At 72.0% G+C, this 17432-nt stretch carries 18 protein-coding genes; 5 read left to right on the forward strand and 13 right to left on the reverse strand.

Annotated elements, in window-relative coordinates; genetic code table 11:
* Positions 1 to 30 precede the first annotated feature (30 nt).
* Entirely contained in the window at positions 31 to 978 is a 948-nt protein-coding gene (locus RC1_RS12790; RefSeq protein WP_012567822.1) for a peptidylprolyl isomerase, read from the reverse strand.
* Positions 979 to 1303: 325 nt separating this feature from the next.
* Between RC1_RS12790 and secA the strand changes: the two genes are divergently transcribed.
* Positions 1304 to 4060: a preprotein translocase subunit SecA gene (gene secA, locus RC1_RS12795; RefSeq protein WP_012567823.1), complete on the forward strand. Its 2757-nt coding sequence runs from the start codon at positions 1304 to 1306 to the stop codon at positions 4058 to 4060.
* Positions 4061 to 4186: 126 nt separating this feature from the next.
* Here secA and RC1_RS12800 read toward each other — a convergent pair whose 3' ends face one another.
* The 9 genes from RC1_RS12800 to RC1_RS12840 all read right to left on the reverse strand — a co-directional run bounded on the left by RC1_RS12800 (position 4187) and on the right by RC1_RS12840 (position 11127).
* A complete protein-coding gene (locus RC1_RS12800; protein ID WP_012567824.1) occupies positions 4187 to 4543 on the reverse strand; it encodes a HepT-like ribonuclease domain-containing protein in 357 nt (118 codons plus the stop codon).
* Complete coding sequence (locus RC1_RS12805) at positions 4543 to 4797, reverse strand: nucleotidyltransferase family protein (RefSeq protein WP_234703776.1); 255 nt, start codon at positions 4795 to 4797, stop codon at positions 4543 to 4545. The genes RC1_RS12800 and RC1_RS12805 overlap by 1 nt, the downstream gene beginning before the upstream one ends.
* Before the next feature lie 85 nt (positions 4798 to 4882).
* Positions 4883 to 5836: an acetyl-CoA carboxylase carboxyltransferase subunit alpha gene (locus RC1_RS12810; protein WP_012567826.1), complete on the reverse strand. Its 954-nt coding sequence runs from the start codon at positions 5834 to 5836 to the stop codon at positions 4883 to 4885.
* A 141-nt stretch (positions 5837 to 5977) separates the two neighbouring features.
* A complete protein-coding gene (locus RC1_RS20195; protein WP_012567827.1) occupies positions 5978 to 6631 on the reverse strand; it encodes a YbjQ family protein in 654 nt (217 codons plus the stop codon).
* Positions 6612 to 6965: a YbjQ family protein gene (locus tag RC1_RS12820; protein WP_012567828.1), complete on the reverse strand. Its 354-nt coding sequence runs from the start codon at positions 6963 to 6965 to the stop codon at positions 6612 to 6614. The genes RC1_RS20195 and RC1_RS12820 overlap by 20 nt, the downstream gene beginning before the upstream one ends.
* 38 nt (positions 6966 to 7003) lie before the next feature.
* Complete coding sequence (locus RC1_RS12825) at positions 7004 to 7684, reverse strand: DUF2889 domain-containing protein (protein ID WP_012567829.1); 681 nt, start codon at positions 7682 to 7684, stop codon at positions 7004 to 7006.
* 123 nt (positions 7685 to 7807) lie between these two features.
* Positions 7808 to 9163 carry an HlyC/CorC family transporter gene (locus RC1_RS12830; RefSeq protein ID WP_012567830.1) on the reverse strand — a complete coding sequence of 452 codons (1356 nt, stop codon included), beginning with the start codon at positions 9161 to 9163 and terminating at the stop codon, positions 7808 to 7810.
* A gap of 186 nt (positions 9164 to 9349) precedes the next feature.
* A complete protein-coding gene (gene aroB / locus RC1_RS12835) occupies positions 9350 to 10534 on the reverse strand; it encodes a 3-dehydroquinate synthase (protein ID WP_012567831.1) in 1185 nt (394 codons plus the stop codon).
* On the reverse strand, positions 10531 to 11127 hold the full coding sequence (locus tag RC1_RS12840) for a shikimate kinase (protein ID WP_012567832.1): 597 nt from the start codon (positions 11125 to 11127) through the stop codon (positions 10531 to 10533). Before RC1_RS12840 ends, aroB begins: the two co-directional genes overlap by 4 nt.
* A 275-nt stretch (positions 11128 to 11402) precedes the next feature.
* Here RC1_RS12840 and RC1_RS21795 point away from each other — a divergent pair, with 275 nt between their 5' ends.
* The 4 genes from RC1_RS21795 (at position 11403) to RC1_RS12855 (ending at position 15093) form a co-directional block, all read left to right on the forward strand.
* Positions 11403 to 11543, forward strand: coding sequence for a hypothetical protein (locus RC1_RS21795; protein WP_012567834.1), 141 nt, complete (start codon positions 11403 to 11405; stop codon positions 11541 to 11543).
* Positions 11524 to 13371, forward strand: coding sequence for a hypothetical protein (locus RC1_RS12845; RefSeq protein ID WP_012567835.1), 1848 nt, complete (start codon positions 11524 to 11526; stop codon positions 13369 to 13371). The genes RC1_RS21795 and RC1_RS12845 overlap by 20 nt, the downstream gene beginning before the upstream one ends.
* Positions 13372 to 13376: 5 nt before the next feature.
* On the forward strand, positions 13377 to 14369 hold the full coding sequence (locus RC1_RS12850; protein ID WP_012567836.1) for a site-specific tyrosine recombinase XerD: 993 nt from the start codon (positions 13377 to 13379) through the stop codon (positions 14367 to 14369).
* A gap of 73 nt (positions 14370 to 14442) precedes the next feature.
* Complete coding sequence (locus tag RC1_RS12855; protein ID WP_012567837.1) at positions 14443 to 15093, forward strand: BglII/BstYI family type II restriction endonuclease; 651 nt, start codon at positions 14443 to 14445, stop codon at positions 15091 to 15093.
* Here the strand turns inward: RC1_RS12855 and RC1_RS12860 are convergent.
* From RC1_RS12860 to RC1_RS12870, 3 genes are all read right to left on the reverse strand, one after another.
* Entirely contained in the window at positions 15076 to 15735 is a 660-nt protein-coding gene (locus RC1_RS12860; protein WP_012567838.1) for an MT-A70 family methyltransferase, read from the reverse strand. The two genes, RC1_RS12855 and RC1_RS12860, sit on opposite strands and share 18 nt — an antisense overlap.
* A 213-nt stretch (positions 15736 to 15948) precedes the next feature.
* Positions 15949 to 16611, reverse strand: coding sequence for a dTMP kinase (locus RC1_RS12865; RefSeq protein WP_012567839.1), 663 nt, complete (start codon positions 16609 to 16611; stop codon positions 15949 to 15951).
* A 136-nt stretch (positions 16612 to 16747) separates the two neighbouring features.
* Positions 16748 to 17398: a Uma2 family endonuclease gene (locus tag RC1_RS12870; RefSeq protein ID WP_012567840.1), complete on the reverse strand. Its 651-nt coding sequence runs from the start codon at positions 17396 to 17398 to the stop codon at positions 16748 to 16750.
* Between the last annotated feature and the right edge of the window lie 34 nt (positions 17399 to 17432).

Below are 17432 nucleotides of genomic sequence, written 5' to 3' on the forward strand. Positions count from 1 at the left end.
CTGTCAGCCCGAAGACCGTCAGCCTCTGGCCTACTTGCCGTCCTTGCCGGCCGGCTTGGCCGCACCGTTGCCGGCGGGCGGGGCCGGCGGCGGCGGCATCGGGCCGCCGTCGATGCCGAACATCTCCACCTTCGCCTGCTTGCGCAGCCCTTCCACCACGTCGCCGGCGATGTCCTGCGCCACCACCTGACGCAGCTCCGGCGCCGCCTCCTCATAGGTCGGCGGGGTCTGCTTGCGCTTGTCCTCGACCTTGATGACGTGCCAGCCGAACTGCGTCTCCACCGGGGTCTGGCTGACATCGCCCGGCTTCATGGCGAAGGCTGCCTTGGCGAAGGGTTCCACCATCTGGTCCTTGGTGAAGTAGCCCAGATCGCCCTGCTGCTGCGCGGCGGCGGTGTCGATCTTCTGATCCGCGGCCAGCTTGTTGAAGTCGGCGCCGCCCTTGATCTGCTTGATCAGGGCCTCGGCCTCTTCCTTGGTCTGGACCAGGATGTGGCGGGCGCGCACCTCATCCTGCGGCGGATTCTCCTTCAGCCACTCGTCGAACTTCTTCTTGACCAGGGCGTCGGACATCTTCGCGTCGATGGCCTTCTTCAGGAACGCCTCCTGGACGAATCGCTCCTCAGCGGCCTTCAGGCGCTGCTTCACCTCGGTGGTGTCCTGGAGCTTGTCCTTGAAGCCGGCCTGGGTCACCAGATGGGCGTTGACCACCTGCTCCAGCACGGCCGGGTAGACCATGGGGAGCGGAAGCTGCTGCACCTGCGGCGGGAGCTGCTGCAACGCGGCCAGCACCTCGGTCCGGCGGATCTCCTTGCCGTTGACGCGGGCGACGACCGGGTTGTCGTCAGCCTGTCCGGCGGGGGCCTGGGCGGCCGGCTTCGCCTCCTGGGCAAGGAGGGGGCTCTGGCCCATCGCCACCGTCGCCACGGTGCCCAGTGCCGCGGCGGCGATCGCGGCGCGCACCTTCTTCGAAATCATGCCTTGGCGTTCCTTCGCGCGAGTTCTTGCTGACCAACCGGGTTGACGGACGCCCGGGTCGCGCCCGGGATGCGCGCCAGCGGTTAAAGCATGCCGGCCCGCCCCGGGCAAGCGGCGGCACCGGGCAGCGGCATCAAGGCAATTGGAAAATGGCGCGATCATGGTATGGTCCGCGCCCGTACCGTCCCCCCCCTGCCGCCCGGCCGCCGGGGTGCTGTCTCGCGTGTTGGCCGGGCGCGCGTTGACCGGGACGGCGCGCGGTCCCATGTGACAGCCTCGCGCGGCCGGTCCCGTGCGCAGCGTCTTCAAGAGTCCCGAGGTCTTCATGTTCGGTGCCATTGCCCGCAAGCTGTTCGGCAACGCGAACGACCGCGTGGTGAAGGGCCTGCGGAAGCAGGTCGAAGCCATCAACGCGATCGAGCCCAAGCTGACCGGCCTGTCCGACGCGGAACTGCAGATGCGCACCGACTGGCTGCGCGACCGGCTGGCGAAGGGCGAAACGCTCGACGACATCCTGCCCGACGCCTTTGCCACCGTGCGCGAGGCGGCCAAGCGCACCCTGGGCCAGCGGCACTTCGACGTGCAGCTCATGGGCGGCATGGTGCTGCACACCGGCAAGATCGCCGAGATGCGCACCGGCGAAGGCAAGACGCTGGTCGCCACGCTGGCAGTCTATCTGAACGCGCTGGAGGGCAAGGGCGTCCACGTCGTCACCGTGAACGACTATCTGGCCAAGCGCGACAGCGGCTGGATGGGCCAGATCTACCGCTTCCTGGGCCTGTCCGTCGGCTGCATCGTGCACGGGCTGGACGATGCCGAGCGGCGCGCCGCCTATGCCGCGGACATCACCTACGGCACGAACAACGAGTTCGGCTTCGACTATCTGCGCGACAACATGAAGTACCGGCTGGCCGACATGGTCCAGCGGCCCTTCAACTTCGCCATCGTGGACGAGGTCGACTCGATCCTGATCGACGAGGCGCGCACCCCGCTGATCATCAGCGGCCCCTCCACCGACAGTTCCGAACTGTACATCGCCCTGGACAAGGTGGTGCGGGAGACGGTGCAGGACGGCGACTTCGAGAAGGACGAGAAGGCGCGCGCCGTCAGCCTGACCGAAGGCGGCACCGAGAAGGTGGCGCAGCGCCTGATCGAGATCGGGCTGCTGAAGACCGGCGACCTGTACGACATCCACAACGTCACCCTGGTCCACCACGTCAATCAGGCGCTCCGGGCGCACAAGCTGTTCACCCGCGACGTGGACTACATCGTCAAGGACGACAAGGTCGTCATCATCGACGAGTTCACCGGCCGCATGATGGAAGGCCGCCGCTACTCCGAGGGGCTGCATCAGGCCCTGGAGGCGAAGGAGGGCGTGACCATCCAGCGCGAGAACCAGACGCTGGCCTCCATCACCTTCCAGAACTACTTCCGCCTCTACCCCAAGCTGGCCGGCATGACCGGCACCGCCATGACCGAGGCGGCGGAGTTCATGGAGATCTACGGCCTGCCCGTCGTGGACATGCCGACCAACCTGCCGGTCAGGCGCAAGGACCAGGACGACGAGGTCTACCGCACGGCGGACGAGAAGTACGCGGCGATCATCACCCTGATCGAGGAGTGCCGTGCCCGGCAGCAGCCGGTGCTGGTCGGCACCGTCTCCATCGAGAAGTCGGAGCTGCTGTCGGATTTCCTGAAGAAGAAGAAGGTCCCGCACAACGTCCTGAACGCCCGCTACCACGAGCAGGAGGCGTACATCGTCGCCCAGGCCGGCCGGCCGGGGGCGGTGACCATCGCCACCAACATGGCCGGCCGCGGCACGGACATCCAGCTCGGCGGCAATCTTGAAATGCGCATCGAGCACGAGCTGTCCGACCTGCCCGAGGGGCCGGAGCGCGAGGCCGCCATCGCCCGCATCCGCGATGAGATCGCGGCGGCGAAGGAGGTGGTTCTGAAGGCCGGCGGCCTCTATGTCGTCGGCACCGAACGGCACGAGAGCCGCCGCATCGACAACCAGCTCCGCGGCCGCTCCGGCCGTCAGGGCGACCCCGGCGCCTCGAAGTTCTTCCTGTCGCTGGAAGACGACCTGATGCGCATCTTCGGCAGCCAGCGCCTGGACGGCATGCTCCAGAAGCTGGGCCTGCAGGAGGGCGAGGCGATCATCCACCCCTGGATCAACAAAGCGCTGGAGAAGGCGCAGACCAAGGTGGAGGCGCACAACTTCGATATCCGCAAGAACCTGCTCAAGTACGACAACGTGATGAACGACCAGCGCAAGGTCGTCTATGAGCAGCGCCGCGACGTGATGGATGCCGAGGACGTCCAGGACACCGTCGTGTCCATGCGGCACGAGGTGATCCAGGAGATGGTGTCCAAGGCCATCCCGCCGAACGCCTATGCCGAGCAGTGGAACACCGACCAGCTGCACGAGGAGGTGATGCGCGTCCTGGGCGCGGACCTTCCGGTCAAGGAGTGGGCCAAGGAGGAAGGCATCGCCGACGCGGAGATCGTCGAGCGCCTGACCCGTTTCGCCGACGAGACGATGGCGGAGAAGGAGGCGGCCTACGGCGCCACCCTGATGCGCTCCATCGAGAAGAGCCTGCTGCTGCAGATCCTGGACCAGCAGTGGAAGGACCACCTGCTGAACCTGGACCATCTGCGCCAGGGCATCAATCTGCGCGCCTATGCCCAGCGCGACCCGCTGAACGAGTACAAGCGCGAGGCCTTCGGGCTGTTCGAGACGATGCTGGCGAGCCTGCGCGAGCAGGTCACCACCGTGCTGATGCATGTCCAGGTCCGGCAGGCCGACGCCGACCTGCCGACGCCGCCGGAGCCCGTGGGCGAGCTGACCCGCGAGGACCCGGCGCTGGTCCCGGCCGGGGCCGAGGCCCTGCCCCCGGGTATGGTGCGCCGGGCCGACGACCAGCGGCTGCGGCCCCAGGCCTACGGCGCCGGCGCCCTGCCGGTGGCCGAGACGCTGGAGCGCGACACGCCGGAATCCTGGCGCAACACCCCGCGCAACGCCCCCTGCCCCTGCGGCAGCGGCAAGAAGTACAAGCACTGTCACGGCCAGGCGCGCTGACGGCGCGCCAGAGGTCAAGGTCAGGCGCGCTGACAGGCGCGCCCGGGACCGGGCAGGAAACACGAAGGGCCGGAGCAGCGATGCTCCGGCCCTTCGTATTTCGGGGTTCTGCACATCCCTCCCGCGCTATCCGTCCGGGTCGGGGCGGGGCTCCCGCAGCGCGGCCTCGATCACGCCCGCCAGCGCCGCCAGCCTGGACGTGGCGATCTCCCAGATGATCGCCGGCTCGACATGGTGGTATTCGTGCCGGAGATGGTTCCCGATCGCGGCGATCGCCTTCCAGGGGATTTCCGGATGGCGCGCCTTGACATCGGCCGGGACATGGCGGCTCGATTCCGAGATGATCTCCAGGCCCCGTTCGACGGCACGCTGCATCTGCCAACTGGCGGTGTAGCCTGCAAGGTCCACCCCGGCCACGGTGTCCTGAACGCCCCTGATCGCGTCGCGGATATCGAGCAGCCGGAGATGACCGGATCGCGGCATCAGAAGACCCGTCTGGCCTCCCGCAGGATGGCGGGAGCGAGCACCGGGTGCAGGCCGCCCCGGGTTGTCAGGTCCGCGCGGCGCCCCAGCACCGTTTCCAGGTGCTGCTCGATCTCGATCAGGTCGATCAGGGAGAAACCGGCACCGGGCCGATAGTCCAGGAACAGGTCCACATCGCTGTCCGGCCCCGCCTCGTCCCTCGCGGTGGACCCGAAAAGATAGAGCGCCGCCACGCCGCGCCGCCGCAACGGCACAGCTTCCTTCCGGAGGAGGCGCAGCGCGGTTTCCCTGTCCATGCGGACAGGATAAGGCAGCCGGCCGGCCCCTTCAACCGGGGGCTCAGCCCAGGCCCTTCTGGCCTATGTCCAGGAACTTCTGGCGGCGGTTCAGGCGCAGGGTGGCGCCGTCCTGTTCGCGCAGATCGTCCAGCGCGTCCTCGATCGCGTTGCCGAGGGTGGCGATCATCTCCTCCCGGCGGCGGTGGGCGCCGCCCACCGGCTCCATCACCACGCGGTCGATGACGCCCAGCTCCTTCAGGTCCTGCGCCGTCAGCCGCAGCGCCTGCGCCGCGTCGGAGGCGTTGGCGGCGGAGCGCCAGAGGATCGAGGCGCAGCCCTCCGGGCTGATGACGCTGTAGATCGCGTGCTCCAGCATCAGCACCCGGTCCGCCGTGGCGATGGCGATGGCGCCGCCAGACCCGCCCTCGCCGATCACGGCGGAGACCAGCGGCACCTTCAGCCGCAGGCAGGTCTCGATGGACCTGGCGATGGCCTCGGCCTGACCGCGCTCCTCCGCGCTGACGCCGGGGAAGGCGCCGGCCGTGTCCACCAGCGTGACGACGGGCAGCCGGAAGCGGTCCGCGAGCTGCAGCAGGCGCTGCGCCTTGCGGTAGCCCTCCGGCTTCGCCATGCCGAAATTGTGCCGCACGCGGCTTTCGGTGTCGTGGCCGCGCTCTTGCCCGATGACGACGACGCTGCGGCCGCGGAAGCGGCCCAGCCCGCCGACGATGGCGCGGTCCTCGGCGAACAGCCGGTCGCCTGCCAGCGGCGTGAAATCGGTGATCAGGCGCTGGATGTAGTCCAGGCAGTGCGGCCGTTCAGGGTGCCGGGCGACCTGCACCTTCTGGGCGGGAGTGAGCTTCGCATAGGTCGAGCGCAGGAGCTTGTCGACCTTCTCCTGCAGCTTCTTGACCTCGTCGGCGATGTTGATGTCGCCACCGTCGGTCAGGGTGCGAAGTTCCTCGATCTTACCCTCGAGGTCCGCGATCGGCTTCTCGAATTCCAGGAAGTGCATCGGTCGGGAGTGGTAGGGGGACCAAGGCGCGGTGCTTACCACAGCCCACCCCCCGGTGCCAGAACGGAGTGTGCCGCAGCCGCATCGGCCGACCTGCGTCGCGTTGCCCGCTTCCCGCTTGCGGCGGAGGCGGCAGGGGGATCAGAGGAAGGGCAGCAGCCGCAGCAGCCGGCCCAGCGCCGGGAAGTCCTCGGCCAGCCGTTCCAGCCCCGGCACGACCAGGGCGCCCACGACGGCGGCGAGCGTGCCCGCCGCAACCAGCCCGACCAGCAGCCAGGGCCGGGGCGACGGCGAGCCCAGGGCCTCCGCCGGGCCGGCCGGCCCGCCATCCGCGGCCGTGCCCCGGATGGCCGTGCCCCGGATGGCCGTACCATAGGCGATCTGCGCCACCATGCCGGTGCCCAGCCGCACATCCGTCAGCCGCACGCCCAGCACGGCCGTGGCCCCCCGGGCGTGCGCCGCCTCGCGCAGGCGCAGCAGCACCTCGCGCCGGGTGCGGTCGGCCAGCCGGTGGCGCACCGCGACCCGGCCGCCGATCAGCCGGCGGACCAGCACCTGGAGCTGGCCCAGGGGGGAGGGCGACAGGGTGACGCAGGCCGAGACGAGTCCCAGCTCCTCCGGCCGGTCGCCGCCGGCCGCCCCGTCGGCGAAGAGGCCGACCGTCCAGGCGTCGCTGCGGGTGGCGAGACGGCGGTACTGGCGCAGCTCGATCGCCGCCCCGACCGCCAGCAGCGGCAGGGCGAGCGCCAGCGCGATGAGGGCGGCGGTCAGGAAATCAAGCGACGGAATCGGCATGGGCCGCGCCCTGCGCGGCCGGCTCCACCACCACGGCGGTGCCGTAGACCAGGATCTCGGCAGCACCGTCGGCGATGGAGGTGGAGCCGAAGCGCATCCCCACCACGGCGTTCGCCCCGGCCTGCCGCGCCGCGATCTGGAGGCGCTCCACCGCTTCGGCCCGGGCCTCGTTCAGCAGCTCGGTGTAGCCGACCAGCTCGCCCCCCACGAGGGTCTTCAGCCCGGCCATCAGGTCGCGGCCGAGATGCTTGGAGCGGACCGTGGAGCCCTGGACGAGGCCGAGCTGGCGCACGATGCGGAAGCCGGTGAGGTGGTCGAGGGTGGTGAGATGCATGGTCCTGGCCCGCTGACCCTTTCGCGTGGGGATCGAGCTTACCGGCGGGTGCCGGTGGCGGCAACGGGCGGCGGCGACATGCCCCGGTCGGAACCGGCAGGGTCGCCGCCGACGGGGCCGGTATCTGCGGGGGCCTTATCTGCGGGGCCGGCATCGGGGCCGGTGTAGAACTCCGGCCAGCGCTGCTTCACCACCGGCCCGTCGCTGGCGAAGGCGTGGCAGGTGTTCAGCAGCGGCGGGCGCCGGGGCGGCGCGGACCCGGCCCCCGCCGGCCGGTCCGGCGCCAGCCGGGAGAGATAGGGATAGATGGTCTGGAAGGCGGTAGTGGCGACGGGACCCAGCAGCTCGACCAGATGGGTGCAGCCCTTGACCCCGCCCAGCCGCTCCTTCACCGCCTGGGTCCAGCCGCTGGCGATGCGCAGCCCGACCAGCCGCTGGAAACTGGGGACGATGGCGGGACAGACCTCGAACGGGCTGGCGTCGGTGGTCACCTCCACCGCCCGGACCTGCATCCCGTCGTCCACGGTCAGCCGCACCCACATCTCATGCACCGGCATTCCCGGCTCCAGCCGGCCGCGCCAGGCGTTGTCGAAGGCGTAGCTCTTGGTATCGACCAGATGGCCCTCGATGTCCCACAGCCCGTCCGCCCGGCGGTAGCCGCGGCAGGTGACGGTGCGGGTGTGGACGGGCTCGCGCTCGGCAGGCGGGGACAGCGGCATCGGGGCTCACCGGATTGCGGGAGCAGTCAATATCGGCGGCCCGCCCGGACCGGGCAAGCGGGCGGCCGCGGCCCGTCCGCGCGCGACCGCTCCGCGGATGCCGTGGTCAGGGGCCGCGCCCGGTCACGCCCGTTCGGCCGGCGGGGTGGAAGCGGCCGGCGAAGCCGGCGGGGGAAGCGGCCGCGGCGGCGCCACCGGCGGCAGGTGCGGGCGCAGATGCTCGGGCGGGGTGATGCGCAGCGCCGTGATCTGATGGCGCTGCCGGCGCAGGATCTCGAACTTGAAACCGTGGAAGCTGAAGGCCTGCCCGACCTCGGGGATGCGCCGCGCCTCGTAGAGCACGAGGCCGGCGATGGTGGAGGCCTGCTCGTCCGGCAGGCCCCATTCGAACTCCCGGTTCAGGTCGCGGATCGTCACCCAGCCGTCCACGATGTAGGTGCCGTTGGGCTGCGGCCGCACGCCGGCCACGGCCACGTCCAGCTCGTCGGTGATGTCGCCGACGATCTCCTCCAGGATGTCCTCCAGGGTGACGATGCCCATCAGGCTGCCGTACTCGTCCACCACCAGGGCGAAGTGCTCCCGCCGCTGGCGGAACGCCTGGAGCTGGTCGAACAGGGTGGTGGTGTCGGGGATGAACCAGGCCGTGGCGGCGATGGCCTTCACGTCGATTCCGCCGGCCGCCCCGCCGCGGTTGCGCAGCTCCCGCAGCAGCGCCTTGACGTGCAGGACGCCGACGATGTTGTCGGGGTTGCCCTCCCACAGGGGCACACGGGTGAAGGGGCATTCCAGCACCTCCTCCGCGATGCGCTCGGCCGGCTGGCTGGCGTCCACCATCACCAGGTTGCGCCGGTGGGTCATGATCTCCAGCACCTCGACATCGGCGAGGTCGAGGATGGAGCGCAGCATGGCGCGCTCGTGCCGCACCTCCTCCTCCGGGCCGCGGTGCAGCTCGATGTAGCCGCGCAGCTCGTCCGCATGGTCGCCGACCGTGACATTCTGCACGTCGGCGCCCAGGGCCCGCAGCACCAGCCGCACGATCGCCGTGACCGCCAGCGTCACCGGGGCCAGCAGCCGGACGACGAGGCGCAGCGTCGGCGCCACGGCCAGGGCGGCACGGTCGGCATAGTGCAGCGCATAGGTCTTCGGCAGCACCTCGGAGAAGATCAGGATCAGCAGGGTCATGGCCAGGGTGGCCACGGCCACCCCCGCCTCCCCCACCAGCACGATCAGCACCGAGGTGGCGAGCGAGGAGGCCAGGATGTTGACGAGGTTGTTGCCCAGCAGGATGGCGCCGATCAGCCGGTCCTTGTGCTCGCGCAGGTCCTGCACCATGCGGGCGCGGCGGTCGCCTTCCTGCGCCAACTGGTGCAGCCGGGCGCGCGAAGCGGCGGTGAGCGCCGTCTCCGACCCCGAGAAGAAGGCGGAGAGCACCAGCAGCACGAGGATGCCGGCAACGGTGAGCCAGAGCGTCAGGTCCATGGGGCCCCTTCACGGCGGTGACGGCGGAACGGCGGCGCCACTATCGCGGAGACGCGCGGGAAAGGAAACGCCGGACGGACGGCAGGGCCGCCGCCGACCGGACACGGCGGCGCGGGCCTATCTGAGGGTGATCGGGAACGACCCGGACGCCGTGCGCCGGGCGCTGGCCGCGGAATAGGTCCCGCCCTACCCGGCCAGACTCTCCGCCAGCACGGCGGCGACGTCGGCCTGGGCCACGTCCCGGCAGCGGAAGGCGCGGCCGATGCCGCGGGCCAGGATGAAGGTCAGGCGGCCATCCTTCACCTTCTTGTCCTTCGCCATGTGGGCGAGCAGGCGGGCGGGGCTCCAGTCGCCGCCGGGCAGGGCGGCCCGGAGCGGGGCCGCCGTCACCGGCAGCCCGGCGGCCGCCAGATGGTCGCGCAGGCGCCGGGCATCCGCCGCCGGGCAGAGCCCCATCCGCACCGACAGGTCGAAGGCCATCACCATGCCGATGGCGACGGCCTCCCCGTGCAGTAGCGCGCTGCCGTAGCCGGCCTCCGCCTCCAGCGCATGGCCGAAGCTGTGGCCCAGGTTCAGCAGCTCGCGCAGGCCGCTTTCCGTCTCGTCCGCCGCCACGATGGCGGCCTTGGCCTCGCAGCTCACGCGGATGGCGTGGGCGCGCGCCGCCGCGTCGCCGTCCAGCACGGCCGGCCCGTGCGCCTCCAGCCAGTCGAAGAAGTCCGGCCGGTCGATCATCCCGTACTTCACCACCTCGGCATAGCCGGCCAGCAGTTCCCGCCGCGGCAGGGTGTCGAGCGCGGCCGTGTCGGCCAGCACCAGCCGGGGCTGGTGGAAGGCGCCGATCAGGTTCTTGCCGTGGCGGGAGTTCACCCCCGTCTTGCCGCCGACCGAACTGTCCACCTGCGCCAGCAGCGTGGTCGGCACCTGCACGAAGTCGATGCCGCGCAGCGCGATGGCGGCGGCGAAACCGCCCAGATCGCCGACGACGCCGCCGCCCAGCGCCACCAGGACGGAACGGCGCTCGATGCCGCGGGCCAGCAGCCCGTCCATCACCTCGGACAGCCGGCCCATCTCCTTGGTCGCCTCGCCCGCCGGCACCACGAGAGGCTCCGCCACCGCGGCCCCGGCGGCGGCGAGCCCGTCCAGCAGGGGGCGGAGATGGTGCCCGGCGACGGTCGCGTCGGTCAGCACCAGGAGCGGCCGGCCGGGCAGCCGGTCCGCGATGAGGCGCCCCGCCCGGGCGATCAGGCCGGGGCCGATCAGGATGTCGTAGCTGCGCGCGCCGAGATCCACCCGCACGGTGGCCGTGCCGCCCGTCGCCGTGCCGTCTTCCGCCCTGCCGTCCGCCGCCTTGCCGTCCGTCGTCGTCATGCGTCCCGTCCCCGACCGTCCGTCTGCACCGCGCCGTCCGCCGGCACGGCCGCCGCCGCGAGATGGTGGCGCAGCGCCGCCAGCACCCGCTCGGCCGTCTCCTCCGGCGGGCGCTCGTCGCTGTCCACGGTGATGTCCGCCTCGGCATAGACGGGATAGCGCTGCGCCATCAGGGCCGCCAGGATGTCGCGCGGGTTGCCCTGCTTCAGCAGCGGCCGGTTGTCGCGCCGGCCGGTGCGCGCCACCAGCAGGTCCAGCGGCGCGCGCAGCCAGACCGACAGGCCGCGCTCGCGGATCAGGGCGCGCGTCTCCGGGTGCATGAAGGCGCCGCCGCCGGTGGAGAGCACCCGGACCTGTCCTTCCAGCAGGCGCGCGATCACGCGCCGCTCGCCGTCGCGGAACTGGGCCTCGCCGAAGCGGTCGAAGATTTCCTGGATGGTGCAACCGGCGGCCGATTCGATCTCATGGTCGGCATCGACGAAGGGCAGGTGCAGCTTGGCCGCCAGCCGCTTGCCGATGCTGGTCTTGCCCGCCCCCATCAGGCCGACGAGCACGAGGGTCCGGGGCGGGACGAAGGCAGGATGCTGCGCCATGCCCTCAGCCCTCCCGCCGGGCGCCGCCGGAGGTGGCGTTGCCACGCCGGAAGGCGGACGGTAGAGTGCGGGCGGGGCGAGGCATGCGGCGTCTCTCCGGTCGGGCTGCCAGGTCCGGGCTTCGGGCTCCGGTCGGGGCCGCCGCGGAACCGCCACGGTCCCGGTCCAGGATGGCACCCCGGCTGCGATCCTTAAGCACCCGGCCGCGTTCTGTCCATCCCCGCGGCCGGGGTCCCCCGCACCGGGAACGGTGTCCGCGACCAACGTACCGAGTCATGAGCAAGCTGATCCAGATCCTCGTGCTGCTGCTGCTGATCCTCGTCATCGGCGGTGTCGTCTTCCTTGCGACCTGGGACATGCCGCCGCCCGCGGCGCCGGTCGAACGGGTGATCCCCAATGAACGCTTCGGCGGCTGAGCCCCCCGCCCCCCGCGCCCGCCGGCTGGCCGCCCTGCTGCTGGCCGGGGCTGTCGCCCTGCCCGCCGCCCTGGCACTGCCCGCTGCCGCCGCGGCCCAGGTGCCGGCATCCCGGCCGCCGCCGACCGGCGGGCCGATGCGGCTGGGACCGCCGCCCCAGGGGGACAGCTTCTTCCGCCCCCCCCTGCCGGAGCCGGGACCGGAGGTGTCCGTCGGCCGCGCCCCCGCGGGCATCGAGGTGGAGACGCTGGGCACCCTGTCGGCCGATGCCGGCGGCACGCTGGACCCCGCGTCGGGCGGGCTGCCCGCCGACCTCTGGTCCGCGACCCCGCGGGCCGCGGTGGAGCGGCTGCTGACCGGGCTGCCGGACCGCATGGCCTCGGGCGCCGCGCGCGACCTGACCCGCCGGCTGCTGCTGAGCCGCGCCGTGCCGCCCCGGGGCGAGGGCGGGCCGCGCGGCCTGACCGCGCTGCGGCTGGAGGCGCTGGCCCGCACGGGCGACGCCGCCGCGGCGGCCGCCCTGGCCGATGCCGCCCCCGCCGCCCTGGAGGATGAGGACGCTGCCCGCGCCTGGATGCTGACCCAGCTCCTGGCCGGCGACGCCGCGGCCGCCGAGGCTGCCTGTACCAAGGCGCCGGACCTGCTGGCCCGCTTCCGCCATCCGGAATGGCAGAAGGTGCAGATCGCCTGCCAGGTCCGCGCCGGGCAGGCGGGCGGCGTGACCCTGGGGATCGACCTGCTGCGCGAGCAGGGGGAGAAGGACGACCTGTTCTTCCGCCTTGCCGAAGGGGCAGCGGCCGGGACCAAGGCGCCCGTGAAGGGCATCGCCCAGCCGACGCTGCCGCAGCTCGCCCTGATCCGCGCCGCGGGGCGCGGCTTCGCCGGCGAGGTGACGGTGGACAGCCCCGCCGCCCTGGCCGCGGTGGCCCAGGCGACGGACACGCCCCTGGCCGTGCGGCTGGCGGCAGCGGAGCGGGCGGCGGTGTTGGGCACCCTGTCCGGCCGCGATCTCGCCCAGGTCTACCGGGCGGTGAAGGTGACGCCGGAGGACCTGAAGGACCCGGTGTCCGCCGCCGGCCGGCGCAAGGGCGCGGAGGCGCGGGCGCTGCTGGTCCGCGCCCTGGAGGGAGAACCGGCCCCCGCCGACCGGCCCGCCCTGCTGGCCCGGGCGGTGGCGGCCGGCGACGTGGCCCTGCTGTCGGGCGGCTATGGCGATCTGCTGATGCAGCAGGTCGGGCTGCTGCCGCCCACGGCCGCCGCCCTGGCCGCGGCCCCGGCGGCGGCGCGGCTGGCCCTGGTGCAGGGCCGCCCCGATCTGGCCCGGCCCTGGGTCGATCTGGTGCGCGCCGAGGCCGCTTCCGGCAGGCCGGCGTCCCGGGCCGCCTGGGCGCTGCTCTGGCCGCTGGCCGCCATCAACGGCCTGTCCGCGCCGGGGGAGATGGAGCTTGACGGCTGGCTGGACCTGTTCGGTGTGGAGGCGGATGCCACCGCCCGGCGTCAGGCCGGGGCCGTGCTGACCCTGCTGGTGGCCTCGGGCGTGCCGGTCGATCCGGCCCGGCGGCTGCGCACCCTGCCCGCCCCCGGCGACCCGCCGGAGCGGGGTGCGCTGCCCGACCCGACGCTGTGGTACGGGCTGGAGGCCGCGGCCGCGGAGCGCCGGCCCGGGGAGGCGGCGCTGCTGGCGCTGCACCTGCTGGGCACGGACGGGCCGGCGGGCGTGCCGCCCCTGGTCGCCACCCATGCCGCCCTGCACCTGTCGGGAGCGGGGCTGGGCGAGGCCGGGCGGCGGGTCGCCACAGAGGCCGCCCTGGCGCTGCTGGGACCGTGACCGCCATGGCGGGCGCCGGCAAGCCCCGTCCCGGCCGGCCGAAGGCGCCGCCGCGGCCGCTGCCGCCCGGGGTGGACGCCTTCCTGGACATGCTGGTGGCCGAGCGCGGCGCCGCCGCCAACACGCGTGACGCCTATGCCCGCGACCTGCGCGACGTCGCCGCCTTCCTGGCGGCCCGGCGCGGGGGCACGGCGCTCGACCGGGCCTCCACCGACGATCTGCGCGCCTATCTGGAGCATCTGCACCGGGATACCGGCAAGACGCCCTCGGCCGGGCGGACGGTGGCGCGGCGGCTGTCGGCACTGCGCCAGTACTACCGTTTCCTGGTGTCGGAGGGGCTGCGGGCGGAGGACCCGGCCGCCGTGCTGGACGGGCCGAAACCGGGCCGTTCCCTGCCGAAGATCCTGACGGAGGCGGATGTCGCCCTGCTGCTGGAGGGGGCGGCCCGGCGCGGCGGGCCGGAGGGGCGACGGCTGACGGCCCTGCTGGAACTGCTCTACGCCACCGGCCTGCGCGTCTCGGAACTGGTGGGCCTGCCGCTGGCGGCGCTGACCCGCGACGGCCGCGCGCTGGTGGTGCGCGGCAAGGGCGGCAAGGAACGGATGGTGCCGCTGTCGCAGCCGGCCAAGGAGGCGCTGGCCGCCTGCCTGCCCGACCGGCCCTACTTCATGGTGCCGGGGCGGGAGGCGCGGCAGCAGGGGCTGCTGTTCCCCTCGCGCAGCGCCGCCGGCGTGCTGACCCGGCAGCGCTTCGGGCAGTTGATGAAGGAGCTGGCGCTGGAGGTCGGGCTGGACCCGGGCAAGGTCAGCCCGCACGTCCTGCGCCACTGCTTCGCCACCCACCTGCTGGACCACGGCGCCGACCTGCGCAGCGTTCAGAAGATGCTGGGCCATGCCGACATCGGCACGACCCAGATCTACACCCACGTCGCCGGCGACCGCCTGCGCCGCACGGTGGAGACGCACCACCCGCTGGCGAAGCGGCGCGGAAGCGGCTGAGTGCGATGCTGGCGGACTGCGCGCCGGACGGGTATAAGCCCGGCCGGTTGCAGCAAACGTGACGGCGTGCCCGATGTCCACGGTCCATCTGGTTCCCGACGATCTACGGGATCTCTACCACGTCAAAGAATGGCGGAACGCGACCGGGGTCCTGGCCACGGCCTGCCCGCAGGAATGGGCCGAGATCATGGAGGTCCTGCGGTCCTTCCGGCTGCACCGTTCGGACGTGGTGGCGCCGGGGAAGAACCGCTCCCCCATCTCCCGCGGCATGGACGAAGCGTTCCGGGCCCGCGGATGGGTGGAGAAGAAGTTCGAAACGTCGATCAGGATCGATTCGGTCGAGTATGTGAGCCCGACCCACAAGGTGGACTGCGTCAAGGGACGGGTCGCGCTGGAGGTGGAATGGAACAACAAGGATCCGTTCTACGACCGAGACCTGAACAATTTCCGCCTTCTGTTCGACCTGCGGGCGATTGATGTCGGCGTCATCGTCACGCGGTCGAGCGAGCTTCAGCGGATCTTCGACGCCCTGGGCAAGGGCAGTTCCTACGGCAACTCCACGACCCATCACGAGAAGCTGTGGCCCCGGCTGGATGGTGGCGGCGGCGGAGGCTGCCCCGTGCTGACCTTCGCCATTACCCCGAAACTCTGGGTGGATGACGGCGACGACGCGCCGGGGTCCCCCGCCGGCGGCGGAGTGGAGACGCTATTCGGCGGCCGCTAGCCGGCGGTCGGCCGCGGAATTGTGCGAATAGGTGGTCCAGGTCGGCTCGTAACTCTCATCGGCCTGATTGCCCCAGACGCTCCAGTTCGGGCGGGTGCCCCGCGCGAACAGTTCGAGGTAGGGGCCAGGACTGCACGATTCGATGAGGCCGTACTGTTCGTCGGGCTTGCGGGAATGCTCGCGCTTGCGCGTCCCGATGTAGTTGACCTGGGTCCGGCCGGCATCAAGGGTGCGGGCATTCCGGCCCCGGACCCCGAACAGGATGAGTTCGGTCACGTTCCTGAAATAGAAACCGACGCCACGGCCGTCCGACCCCCCGTCCTTCCGGATCTTGTGCCAGACGATGTTGGATTTGTACTCGAACCCCCAGGCGCGGAGGACCTGGATGCCCTCGGGCAGGAGCGCGTTCGGCACCCAGAGATAGAGATGAGCCGTGGGGGCGACGATCCGCTGCACGGGCAGGGCGCAGATCCCGTCCAGTGTCATGGTGCCGTACCGGGACAGCCGTCGATGCTCCGGCGCCATTTTCCCGGTCCGGTTCGTGAAGCGCCACGGCGGGTCCGCGAGCACGGTGCTGAACGTCCGCCCCGCGGCGAACGCCAGCAGGTCCCTGCCCGGATCAATGGCCGCTTCACCCGTCATAAAAACCGCCTCCTGACTTCCCGCCCCAGATGATGGAGGCGACACGCGCGGATGACACTACATGCGGATGGCGACCGCAAGCGCGCCGAAGTCATGCCCGCATGTCATGTCACAGATCATGACGCCCCGGCCGGGCCGGTGAACCACCCGGAATAGTAAGGCCGGAACGGAACATTGCAAGAACATTCTGGCCGGTAACGATCGCGTCTGCCGCTACGGCAGCAGGGCCGCGACGACCTCGGCGGCGAGGTCGGCGGGGGGGCGCAGGGTACCGTCGCGGACGGGGTGCAGCACGATCCAGCGCCCCAGCACGCCGCGCGCCGCCAGATCGTGGTAGGTGGCCAGCACCCGCGCCTGGAGCGCGCGGTTCGCCTCCAGCGCGTCGAACGCCTTGTCCGTGTAGTCGCGCCCGCCCTTGCGGCGGATCAGGTCGGCCGCCGCCGTCTCCGGCGTTGCCACCAGCACCGTGGCGTCCGGCACGGGCAGGCCGTAGAGCCCCGTCTCCAGCGACAGGATCCAGGCCTCCAGCCCCGGCCCCTCCGCCGCGGGGGCGCGGGCGCGCTGGTAGGCGATGTTGGAGGCGATCCAGCGGTCGATCAGCACGACGTCGTGGCCCGCGCGCAGCCCGGCCAGCAGGCCGCGGCTTTCGAAACGGTCCAGCGCGTACCAGGCGGCGGCCTCGCGCGGGTCGATCCGGGCCAGCTCCTCCGGCCCCAGATTCAGCAGATCCTGCACCCCGCGCGCGGCACGGGTGCGGCCGTACTGCGGGAAGGAGGTGGCCGAACAGGTCAGGCCGCGCTCGGCCAGCAGCGTGGCGACGGCGTCGGTCAGCGTCCGCTTGCCGGCACCGTCGATGCCTTCAATGGCGATCAACATGGGGGGCGATCAGCATGGGGAACGATCAGCATGGGAAAACCGGCTTGAAAGGACGTCCGGTCCGGCAGGGTCCGGAAGCGGACGCCCAGGAATGGCGGCTCCGCCGCGGGATGGCAAGCCGGAAGGACGGTCCGTGTCAGCCGGGGCCGGTCGGGGCGGCCGTCTCCGGATCGCTGTCCGGTTCCAGGCCCAGCCCCTCGTAGAGGCGGGCGAGCGGCAGGTCCAGCCCCGCCGTCTCCAGCCGCAGCACCGCCCCCTCCCCCGCCAGCACGGCGGGCGCGGGCGGCCAGCCGCCATCGGGGGCGCGGCGGTGCAGTTCCGCCCGCACGGCCCGGCTGTCCAGGAACAGGATCTCCCGCACGGTCGGCAGGGCGGCGAACAGGTGCAGCTTGGCCCGCTGCTCCCGCTCCTGGCCGGGGGAGAGGATCTCCACGATCAGCACCGGCGCCTCGACCCAGGGCGGCGCGGTCGGTCCCGTCTCCTCGCAGGTGACCGCAAGGTCAGCGACACGGTAATTGTGCTCCGGGTCCAGCCGGGTACGGATGCCCGCCTCCGTCACCGGCTCGCAACGGGTGCCGTCGCGGGCATTGCGACGGTCCAGCGCCTGGCCCAGCGCACGGGCCAGCCTGGACTGTAGCCGGCCATGGACCTGATGCGGCGAGGCCTGGGAGACCGGCGCGCCGTCGATCAGCTCCCAGCGGCGGCCGGGGGCGAGCGGGGCCGCGAGGAATTCCGCCACCGTCATGCGGGGCGGGTCGTGCCGGGGGCTGCGGGCGGGCGCGGCCATGGGCGTCTCCGGGCAAGCGTCTCGGGGCCAAGCG

It is taken from the genome of Rhodospirillum centenum SW (assembly GCF_000016185.1).
Taxonomy (GTDB): domain Bacteria; phylum Pseudomonadota; class Alphaproteobacteria; order Azospirillales; family Azospirillaceae; genus Rhodocista; species Rhodocista centena.